Consider the following 10,731-nt stretch of genomic DNA (forward strand, 5'->3'; position numbering starts at 1 on the left):
ATCTACCAGTACTTACAGATTAAAGCCGGTCATAAGCCTGCACATACTATTACATGTATCTTTGGCGCAAAAGCAGCTCCTGCTTATATCCTTGCAAAAGATATCGTCCACACACTCCTTTGTCTGCAGCAGCTTATTGACAATGATCCAGAAGTATCTCCTTACTTAAAAGTAGTCATGGTAGAAAACTATAATGTCACTTATGCAGAATCTATTATTCCTGCAGCTGATTTCTCTGAACAGATTTCCCTTGCTTCAAAAGAAGCATCTGGTACATCTAATATGAAATTCATGCTGAACGGTGCAGTCACATTAGGTACTGACGATGGTGCCAATGTCGAAATACATGAATTTGTAGGTGATGATAATATTTATATCTTTGGCGCAAAAGCTGATACAGTTATTGACCATTATGCGAAAGGTGATTATTATCCTCAGGATATCTTAAATAATGATCCTGAATTAAGAACACTTGTTGATTTTATTGTCAGTGATGAAATGAAATCAGTCGGTGATGTGGAATCACTTGAAAGATTACATAATGATATATCATACAAGGATTGGTTTATGGCATTACTTGATGCAAGAGACTATATTGAGACTAAAGTACGTGCTATCAACGATTATAAAGATAGAAAAGCATGGGCTAAGAAGATGTTAGTCAATATCTCTAAAGCTGGCTTCTTCTCTAGTGATAGAACTATTGCACAGTATAATGAAGATATCTGGAAATTAAAATAATCTCCTTAATCAGGGTTCTTAATGAACTCTGATTTTTTTATTGATTTTATTTCTTATATACTTTATTTTATTTACGAGGTGTAGAAAATGAAAAGAAATTATCCAAGTATTATTATTACTCCTGAAGGAGAAAAATGGCTCGATAAAGGGCAGATGTGGATGTATAAGAATAATTTAGGTAGTCTAGATGATTCTATTGAGAATGGTTCTTTAGTAGATATTATGACGACTCAAGGACGTTATTTAGGTACAGGGTTTCTTTCTAAAGAAAGTCATATTACAGTACGTATTTTAACTAAGAATCAAAATGAAGTGATTGATAGAGAATTCTTTAAAAAGAGAATTCAGTTTGCGTATGACTTCAGAAAGACAGTAGAAAAAGATAATCTAACGAACTGTCGTCTTGTATTTGGTGAAGCAGATAGTTTACCAGGTTTAACTGCAGACCGTTATAATGAAATCATTGTGACTCAGATTACATCTTATGGTTTAGATTTAATCAAAGATATGATCTATGAATTATTATTGGAAGTATTAAAAGAAGATGGTCAGAATGTATCTGCTATCTATGAAAGAAATGATGTCAAGGTACGTGCTAAGGAGGGTCTAGAACTCTATAAAGGATTCTGGAAACCAAGCATATTACCGACTACAACTGTCATTAATGAAAATGGTTTGAAGCTTAATGTAGATGTGGAAAATGGTCAGAAGACTGGTTACTTCTTAGATCAGAAATCTAACAGAGTATTACTAAGAAACATGTCAGCAGGTAAGACAGTCTTAGACTGTTTTAGTCATACAGGAGGTTTCGCATTAAATGCTGCAATTGGAGGCGCAAAACATGTCACTGCTGTAGATGTTTCTCAAACAGCTTTAGATCAGGGTCTTGCGAATGCGAAAATGAATCATCTAGAAGATAGAATGTCTTTTGTACAGGATGATGTCTTTGATTACTTAGATAAATGTCATCAGGGACAGTATGATATTATTGTCTTAGATCCACCTGCATTTACTAAATCAAGAAGAACAGTGAATCATGCTTATAATGGCTATAAGAATATTAACATGAAGGCTATGAAGCTACTAAGACAGGGTGGATATCTAATTACATGCAGCTGTTCACGTTTTATGGAAACTGCACTATTTGAACAGATGTTAAGAGAATCCGCAAAGGAATGTGGAGTAACTCTAAAACAGGTCTCTGTGACTCAACAGAATGCGGATCATCCAATTCTATGGACTATGGAAGAAACATCTTACTTAAAGTTCTATATCTTCCAAATCATCTAGAAGTCTCCGGACTTCTTTTTTAATGACTGATAAAAGTTATTTTTATAAATTTGTCCTAACTTAAATATATGGGTTCCCATATAGATATCGTGATGATTTATTTTATTGATATAACGACTATTAATACATGTACTTTTATTAATCTGTACAATCTGTTTAGAATGCATCTCTTCTTGTATTATTCTTAAAGGCTTATAGAGATGATAGTTCTTTTTCTTTGTATGTATAGTAGAAAGATGATCATGTGTTTCTATATAGAAAATATCATGGATAGGAATAGACATCTTCTGATGCTCATATTTGAATTGATAATAATCGTAATGCTTCACATGCAATGACAACATCAATGAAACGCCGAACTCTAAATCATTTTCAAATATATAATGAAAAGGCTGGTAGATCACAGTCTCTGGACCTAAAGGTTTATTTAATACAATCACAATAAAAGCTTCTTGATCAATTATTCTAATTCTTTGTATATCTTCAAATGCACCTGTAAAATATATATCAGAATGAATCAGTGTTTTAGAAATTGTATAACGATGATGATAATGACGAAACATCTGGATTATTCTGTCTGTTATATAAGAATTTAAATGTACAATAGAAATAATCATAATACTCAACCACCTAGTAATATTATATACAATATAATAAAGGAAAAAGGACTAAGCCATGTTGGTATTAGTCCTTTAGTGTGTATATACACATATACATACTGTTATAGCTCCCATAATCAGAATACATGAATAAACTAATGTATAACATAATAAATAACATAAAACGAATAATAATATCGTGAAATCTAAAAAAGTGAGATTTTTACGCACATGAGCGCTATACTCTCTGTTTTATTTCTATGCTTAAAGTGTAGAGGTATACAGATATGTCAATGGGAGAACGATTAAGAAAAGCAAGATTAAAAATGGGATATTCTCAAGAAGAAGTCGCAAGACGTATTGATACACATCGCACAACCATAGGGAAGTATGAGAATGGTGAATGTGAACCATCTATAAAAGTCTTAGCGAAGCTGATAGAAATCTATTGTACAGATGCGAATTATATTCTTTATGGCAAGGATATGAAAGTGATGAATGTATCCAGAGTACCAGAGAACTGCATGAGAGATGTCTATATGTTGATTTCAGAATATCTTATTGATGATTATGCGTATAATGAAAACATCCACGAGTAGTGGATGTTTTTAAATCTGTGGCTTGATTAATACTCTTCCTGTTCCACGATAGACATTGACTAAACCTTCACCACTCACGGCTGAACCAATCAATGTTTTACCGCTTCTTTCTACTGTGAAGTCTAGATTCTCACTCCAGGCAATCGCAAATGATCCATCAATCTTTAATGTATCATTATGTAAATCAATGGTAATCAGTTCTTCTTGAGGAACATTACATTCTAAGACAACCTTACCAGATCCTTTTAGACAGAGATTGAATAATCCCTCATCACCAATTGTCTGTCCCGATACACTTTTAATCATAGAAGTACTTAGATTTACTTTTGTTTCAGATGCACAATATAAACCATCTTCTACACACATAGCCCCATTCCAATCATCTAGATCTTCAATAATATAATGCTTATAGCTTGGTTCTGTGACTATAACACCAGTCCCTTCATATTGTGGTTTGATTGTAGATTCACCAGTGACCTGGGCATTAAAGAACTTCTTGATTGTATCACCAATCCCTTTTAAACCTGTAGACTGATGTACATCACCTACATACCATTGCATGGCTCCTGGTTGAATATTCACGCTCTCATTATTTAAAGTAATCATCAATTGTCTTTTCTTCACATTCATTTGACTCATATAGAATTTAATCTGTGCATCATCAGCTGTACAACTTAAATCCTTATCGTACTGAATTACTTTAAACATTCCTTTACGACTCACTACAGAGACATTGCTATTATCTTCAAAATTAAAAATCTGGAATCCCATAAGAAAACCCTCCTTTACACTATTATATACGAAAAAAAAGGTCTTATGACCTTTTTAAATCTTAATTACACCATCAACAGCTTTTTTCTTTAATTCTTCAATAATAGAGACTCCTGCACTTGTACCAATACGAGTTGCTCCATTTTGAATCATCTTGATAAAAGTATCCGCATTTCTAATACCACCTGCAGCCTTTACTTCTACCTCATCACCTACATATTTCTTCATTAATGCGACATCTTCAAAAGTAGCACCACCTGTTCCAAAACCAGTAGATGTTTTAATGAAATCAGGTTTAACCTCTTTCGCGATCTCACATAATTTGATCTTTTCTTCATCATCTAAATAACAGTTTTCAAAAATAACCTTACATGGAATATGATGGGCATGACATGCATCCACAATCTGTGTCATTTCATCCTTAATATACTCCCAGTTCTTATTCTTAACCTCTGTCTGATTGATGACATAATCAATCTCAGTGGCTCCTTCTTCAATCGCATTATTTGTATCAAATACCTTTGAGGCAATAGTAGTCTGTCCAAGTGGGAATGAAATTGCAGCACCTACATGAATATCAGTGCCCTTTAATAGTTCCGCACATAAATGAGACTGAACCTGGTTGATTGCAACCATCTTGAAATGATAGTCTTTTGCCTCATTGCATAGTTTCTCCATATCTTTTTTAGAGGCATCAGTATGTAAGTTAGTATGATCAATCATCTGTGCCAATTCATCAATAGTATATTCTTTCATCTGTATCTCTCCTTTACATATATACTAACATTATATAATTGTTATGTCAATGATATGTAAACATATCACTGGCGTTATAAATGTGATAAAATATCATATACATGAGGAGGGTGCGTTATGACCGCTTTATATTTAGATGTAAAAAAAGATTTATTAGATAAGATTACATCGGGAGAATACCCTGAAGGCACTATTATTCCTACAGAACATGAATTATCTGATATTTATCATGTAAGTCGACCTACTATTAGAAAAGCTGTACAAATTTTAGTAGATGCCGGTTATCTAGAAAAGAAGAAAAAACGTGGCACTATTGTATGTATACCTAAGGTAATTCAAGACTTTACACAGACAATATCTAGTTTTGATACACAGATGAAAAGACATGGTATTGTATCTCAAACGCAGGTGATTTCATTTAAAAAAGAACAGGCGTCTAAAGAGATTGCGGATTCTTTACATCAACAAGAAGAAGATTTAGTTTATAAACTTGTTCGTTTACGTTATACAGATAAGAATCCTAATGTCTTTATTACAACCTATATTCCTGTTTCTCTATTTCCAGAATTGCTTGATACAGACTTTACCCAAGAAAGACTTTATGATGTCTTTGAAGCACAGGGACATAGTATTGATACAATTGACCGAGAATTAGAAATGATCAAAGCCGATGATACAATAGCGGATATGCTGGATATAGAAGAAGGAGATCCATTATTCTATTTTCACTCTATCGGTTATGATATAAATAAGACTCCAATAGAGTATTCTATTGCACGTTATCGCTCTGATATCAATACATTCACATTACATCTTAATAGACATAAAGGAGAGTAATATGACATACCGTTTAAACTATCATGTATGCCCAGAACATGGATGGATTAATGATCCAAATGGCTTTTCTTATTTCCAAGGATACTATCACTTATTTTATCAATACTACCCAGACGAACCTATATGGGGACCAATGCATTGGGCTCATGTTAGAAGTAAGGATTTAGTTCATTGGGAAAACTTACCTATCGCATTAACACCTGGAGATAAAGAAGATCTTGATGGCTGTTTCTCAGGAAGTGCAATAGAGTACAACAATTGTTTATATTTAATCTATACAGGTAATATTTATGATGATCCTGAACATATCACATTTCATCAGAATGTGAATATTGCCTGGAGTGAAGATGGGATTCACTTCCATAAATATGAAAACAATCCAGTTATTGCCCATCCACCTCTAGATAATACAATTCATTTCCGTGATCCTAAGGTATGGCGAGAAGATGATCATTTTAAGATGATTATTGGTGGTCAGAAAGAGGATGGAAGAGGGCATGTATTGATTTATCAGTCAGATGATTTAATCAATTGGGACTATTTAGGTGAATATGGACATGCATCAACTATTGATCATGAAGGGAAGATGTGGGAATGCCCTGATTTATTTAGACTCAATGGAGTGAATGTATTATTGATGTCACCACAAGGTATTAAAGAAGATGGTGAAAAATACAGAAACTACCATCAAACAGGCTATAAGATCAAAGATACATTTATTGAATTAGATCATGGTCATGATTTCTATGCAGCGACTACAATGTTGGCGCCTGATGGAAGACGTATATTAATGGCCTGGATGGATATGTGGCATAGTGAATTCCCTGAAAAAGAAGAAGGGTGGTCAGGGGCTATGACCTTCCCTAGAGAACTTACTATTCATGATAATCATCTTTATATGATGCCAGTAGAAGAACTTGCATTATTAAGATGTGAATCTAAAAAAGTAGAAGTCACAGACTATTTACTTCCATCTAAGCAGGTAGAAATAGATTTAGACTTATATGAAGGAATGACTCTAATGTTAGGTGATCTTTATACACTTACAGTGAATAACCATAAAATCGTTGTAATGAACCAGACAGAACGTGTAGGGACTATTAAAGACTATCAGTCTATGAAGATTTTAATTGATTCAAGTAGTGTAGAAGTATTCATCAACAATGGAGAACTTGTCTTTAGTGATCGTGTGTATTTTAAAGACACACCAGTCCTTTCGCTTGATAGAAAGACAATATGTCTTATCACTACTCTAGGAGAAAAAGGTATATAATATATACCAAGGAGGAATGATTCCAAATGAAAAAAATAGAATTTAAACCAATGCTGATTTCTATTATTCTTGTATTATTGATTTATTATTTCTATACACCAGCATTGAATATTCATGCGATAGAATTCTGGATTTTCTTAATTGTTGCAATATGTATCTATGGTGCGGCATCTTCTTATAGTACGTTACTTGGTAAGAAATTCAAGCCTGAAAAGGTAGGCTATTTAGGTGCTGCAGTGGCAGTGATTGTGGCAGGTATTTTAGTGACTGATTTATTCACAAGTAAGATTTTCCATGCATCACGTTATGCAAGTCGTATAGAAGTAGAAAATGTAAAGTTTAATAATAAGACATTACATGAAGTAGACTTCTCTAAGACACCTATTATTGACCGTAAAAGCACTGTGAAGCTTGGTGATAAGGTGATGGGTGAGATTCCAGAATATGTATCTCAGTTTGAAGTAAGTGATGATTATACACAGATTTCTTATAAGAATAGTGTTTATCGTGTCACACCACTTGAATATGCAAGTTTCTTTAAATATTTGACTAACAGTAAGAATGGTATTCCTGCCTATATTACAGTAAATTCTACAAATGGTAAGACAGATATCGTTAAGTTAAAAGATTTAGGTTTAGATGGTATGAAATATGTACCTTCTGCCATTCTTAATCAAAATTTAAATCGTAAACTACAATTATCTTATCCTACATCCATCTTTGGTTCTCCTTCATTTGAAGTAGATGAAAAAGGGCATCCTTGGTATGTATGTACAACATATACTTACTTTGGTGTTGGTAATAAGAAGAAGGTCACAGGTGCTGTCCTCTTTGATCCAATTACTGGTAAATCTAAGAAATATGATAAAGGCAAAGTACCAAAATGGGTGGATCGTGTATATCCAGAAGAACTCATTATGACTGAAATCGATGAAAACGGAAGCTTACAGGATGGGTTCTTTAACTCAGTCTTAGGACAGAAGAATGTCACTGTCACATCTGAAGGTTATAATTATTTAGAAAAAGATGGTGATATCTGGATTTATAGTGGTATTACTTCTGCAAATAAAGATTCATCTAACTTAGGCTTTGTATTATCTAACTTACGTACACATCAGACTTTACGTTTCTCATGTTCTGGCGCAAATGAAAAAGCTGCTATGAAATCTGCAGAAGGTGAAGTGAAGAACTATGGCTATGATGCCACATTCCCATTATTAGTCAATGTAGGTGGTCATCCAGTTTATTTGATTTCACTTAAAGACAGTGGAGGATTGATTAAACAGTATGCGATGGTCGATGCGAAAGATTATCAGAAGGTCTCTGTTTATTCTGCAGATTCAGTCAAGAATCTTGAATTATTGAAGAAAAGTTTCCTTTCTTCTCAAACAATTACAGAAGAGTCTGATGCAGAAACTAAGAAGAAGGATATCACAATCGCAAATGTACAGATTCTTAATGTAGATGGTAAATCGAAGCTATTTATCGTGGATACAGAAGGTAATAAATACAAAGCAGTCATTACATCAGAAAATGAAAACACACTTGCTTTCTTAAAAACAGGTGAAACAATTCATATTCGTTATATTGAAATGAAAGATGTAAATATTATAAAGAATGTAGGTGAATAAGATGAAAAGAATCATGAAGGTTTTCGCAATTACATTTGTATGTTTATCTTTATGTGGATGTTCTTATTTCAAGTCTAAGATGAATGATATTAAAGGCAGTTTAATCGGGAATGGCTATACAATTGATACTTATGATAATTATGGAAATAAGGTTTTTGAAACAAACGGACAGAAAATCAAAATCACTGGTAATAAAGTAAAAGAATCGTCATATAATTCTGATGGTAGTGTAAAAGAAACATATAGTCTTTCTTCAGTCATTACAATCACAATTGATGGGAATGAAATAGAAAGCTGTGGTGATACTTGTATCTTTGAACAAAAGGGCTTGGATGCAGAAGTAGACTTTACTAAGAAGCATATTAATAGTAGAGCAGATGGTATTACGGCCAATACCGCTATCGCGAATTACTTAAATAAGTATAAGAACTTATTTGGTAAGAGAAGAGTCGTAGTCGTTAAATCTCAATTAGGTCAGCCTATTAAGGCATATCAGGGTGATGATGTTTATTGGGAAATTCCTGATAATCTTCCTAAAATGACGAAACTCATGATTGATGGTAAGGCACTTTATATTCATCGTGCGAATTTCCAGATTATTGATTCCGATTGTTTAACAGAAGAATAGCAAGTCTACTCTTTTTTAGTTGACTATGAACCTTACTTTTGGGTTAGAATAGTATTATGGAGGATATGTTTATGGAAAAATCAAAAGTATATTTTACAGACTTTCGTACACGTGTTGGTGTGAGTTTAACTGAAAAGTTACAGCGTTTAATCAAGAAAGCAGGTATAACTGATATAGACATGGATGGTAAGTTTGTTGCCATCAAGATGCATTTTGGTGAATTAGGTAACCTATCATACTTACGTCCTAACTATGCGAAAGCAGTCGCAGATGTCGTTAAGGAATGTGGAGGGAAACCATTCTTAACAGATTGTAATACTTTATATCCAGGTTCTAGAAAGAACGCACTAGAACATTTAGATTGTGCGAATATCAATGGTTTTAATACAATCACTACAGGCTGTCAGATCATTATTGGAGATGGTTTAAGAGGAACTGATGATATTACAGTACCTGTAAGAAATGGTGAATATTGTAAAGAAGCCTATATTGGTCGTGCAGTCATGGATGCGGATATCTTTATTAGCTTAACTCATTTTAAGGGACATGAATCTACAGGTTTTGGTGGTGCGATTAAGAATATTGGTATGGGCTGTGGAAGCCGTGCAGGTAAGATGCATCAGCATAATTCAGGCAAACCAATTGTACATGATGACTTATGTAGAGGATGTCATCGCTGTGCTAAAGAATGTGGCAGTGACGCAATCACTTATGAAAATGGAAAAGCAGTCATCAATCAGGATATCTGTAAAGGATGTGGCAGATGTATTGGGGCTTGTGCATTTGATGCCATTGAAAATCAGAACTGGAATGCCAATGAAATACTTGGTAGAAAAATGGCTGAGTATTCGCAGGCAGTATGTGATGGAAGACCAACATTCCATATTAGTCTTGTAAGAGATATCTCACCTAACTGTGACTGTCATGGTGAAAACGATGCACCTATCTTACCAGATGTTGGTATCTTTGCGTCATTTGATCCCGTTGCCTTAGATCAGGCATGTGTAGATGCATGCTTACATGCAACACCTATGCCTAATAGTCAGTTATCTGATAACTTAGCTGATCCACATTGGCATCATCATCATGATAACTTCCTAGATTCAAATCCTAATGTCAGATGGAAAGAAACATTAGAACATGCAGAAAAGATTGGTTTAGGTACAAGAGAATATGAACTTATTCAAATGAAGTAATAAAAAAGAAGAATTGAAATAACTCAATTCTTCTTTTCATCTGTTTGTTTACGATATTGTGTGGGTGAACAATGATAAGTCTTACTAAACTTTTTAGAAAAGGCCAGAGCATCAATAAAGCCCACACTGGCTGCAATTGTAGATACAGGGAGATTTGTACTCTGTAACAAGCCTGCAGCCTTTTTTAATTTAATTGAAAGCAGATATTGTTTAGGTGAAATATCAAATTTCTGATGAAATAATCGTGTCATATAATTTACATGAATACCAAACTTATCCGCAATCTCACTCATTTTAAGGTTATATTGATAATTCAAATCCAAATAAAGACGAATTTCTTCGGCAAGTGAATATTTCACATTATTATTGAAATGGATATTTAACTCTTCATACAACATTGCGAAAATATG

General features: G+C 33.7%; 12 protein-coding genes (1 of these 12 only partly in view). 8 read left to right on the top strand and 4 right to left on the bottom strand.

The genetic code is table 11. The features are described from left to right. Both B2S90_RS03615 and B2S90_RS03620 read left to right on the top strand, forming a co-directional pair. Positions 1–741, top strand: a 741-nt coding sequence (locus B2S90_RS03615; protein ID WP_286696551.1) for a glycogen/starch/alpha-glucan phosphorylase, incomplete at its 5' end; no start/stop codon positions are given. 87 nt (positions 742–828) lie between these two features. Continuing rightward, positions 829–2,031 carry a class I SAM-dependent rRNA methyltransferase gene (locus B2S90_RS03620; RefSeq protein WP_055232523.1) on the top strand — a complete coding sequence of 401 codons (1,203 nt, stop codon included), beginning with the start codon at positions 829–831 and terminating at the stop codon, positions 2,029–2,031. On the opposite strand, the gene B2S90_RS03625 is transcribed toward B2S90_RS03620, so the two are convergent. Further along, positions 2,028–2,648: a LytTR family DNA-binding domain-containing protein gene (locus tag B2S90_RS03625; RefSeq protein ID WP_055232521.1), complete on the bottom strand. Its 621-nt coding sequence runs from the start codon at positions 2,646–2,648 to the stop codon at positions 2,028–2,030. The two genes, B2S90_RS03620 and B2S90_RS03625, sit on opposite strands and share 4 nt — an antisense overlap. A 269-nt stretch (positions 2,649–2,917) precedes the next feature. Between B2S90_RS03625 and B2S90_RS03630 the strand changes: the two genes are divergently transcribed. Then, a complete protein-coding gene (locus tag B2S90_RS03630) occupies positions 2,918–3,229 on the top strand; it encodes a helix-turn-helix domain-containing protein (protein ID WP_055232519.1) in 312 nt (103 codons plus the stop codon). A 9-nt stretch (positions 3,230–3,238) separates the two neighbouring features. On the opposite strand, the gene B2S90_RS03635 is transcribed toward B2S90_RS03630, so the two are convergent. Together B2S90_RS03635 and deoC are read right to left on the bottom strand one after the other, a co-directional pair. Beyond that, positions 3,239–4,000, bottom strand: a complete 762-nt coding sequence (locus B2S90_RS03635) for an AIM24 family protein (protein ID WP_055232518.1) — start codon at positions 3,998–4,000, stop codon at positions 3,239–3,241. 54 nt (positions 4,001–4,054) lie between these two features. Further along, positions 4,055–4,756 (bottom strand): deoxyribose-phosphate aldolase, encoded by a 702-nt coding sequence (gene deoC / locus B2S90_RS03640; RefSeq protein WP_055232516.1) that lies wholly within the window; start codon positions 4,754–4,756, stop codon positions 4,055–4,057. A 117-nt stretch (positions 4,757–4,873) separates the two neighbouring features. Between deoC and B2S90_RS03645 the strand changes: the two genes are divergently transcribed. The 5 genes from B2S90_RS03645 (at position 4,874) to B2S90_RS03665 (ending at position 10,321) form a co-directional block, all read left to right on the top strand. Then, positions 4,874–5,593, top strand: a complete 720-nt coding sequence (locus B2S90_RS03645) for a GntR family transcriptional regulator (protein WP_286696552.1) — start codon at positions 4,874–4,876, stop codon at positions 5,591–5,593. Position 5,594: 1 nt separating this feature from the next. Next, positions 5,595–6,866 carry a glycoside hydrolase family 32 protein gene (locus B2S90_RS03650; protein ID WP_286696553.1) on the top strand — a complete coding sequence of 424 codons (1,272 nt, stop codon included), beginning with the start codon at positions 5,595–5,597 and terminating at the stop codon, positions 6,864–6,866. Between the two features lie 26 nt (positions 6,867–6,892). Next, positions 6,893–8,497 (top strand): hypothetical protein, encoded by a 1,605-nt coding sequence (locus B2S90_RS03655; protein ID WP_055232511.1) that lies wholly within the window; start codon positions 6,893–6,895, stop codon positions 8,495–8,497. Between the two features lies 1 nt (position 8,498). Then, positions 8,499–9,125 (top strand): DUF5052 family protein, encoded by a 627-nt coding sequence (locus tag B2S90_RS03660; protein WP_055232509.1) that lies wholly within the window; start codon positions 8,499–8,501, stop codon positions 9,123–9,125. 71 nt (positions 9,126–9,196) lie between these two features. Then, positions 9,197–10,321, top strand: a complete 1,125-nt coding sequence (locus B2S90_RS03665; protein WP_055232507.1) for a DUF362 domain-containing protein — start codon at positions 9,197–9,199, stop codon at positions 10,319–10,321. 23 nt (positions 10,322–10,344) lie between these two features. On the opposite strand, the gene B2S90_RS03670 is transcribed toward B2S90_RS03665, so the two are convergent. Beyond that, positions 10,345–10,731, bottom strand: partial view of an AraC family transcriptional regulator gene (locus tag B2S90_RS03670; protein WP_286696554.1) — the end only. The gene runs 459 nt beyond the window's last position; 387 of the gene's 846 nt are visible here — the last part of the coding sequence; the start codon falls outside the window, past its right edge; its stop codon occupies positions 10,345–10,347.

The organism is Catenibacterium sp. UBA627 (assembly GCF_002299355.1).
Classification (GTDB): Bacteria; Bacillota_I; Bacilli_A; order Erysipelotrichales; family Coprobacillaceae; genus Catenibacterium; species Catenibacterium mitsuoka.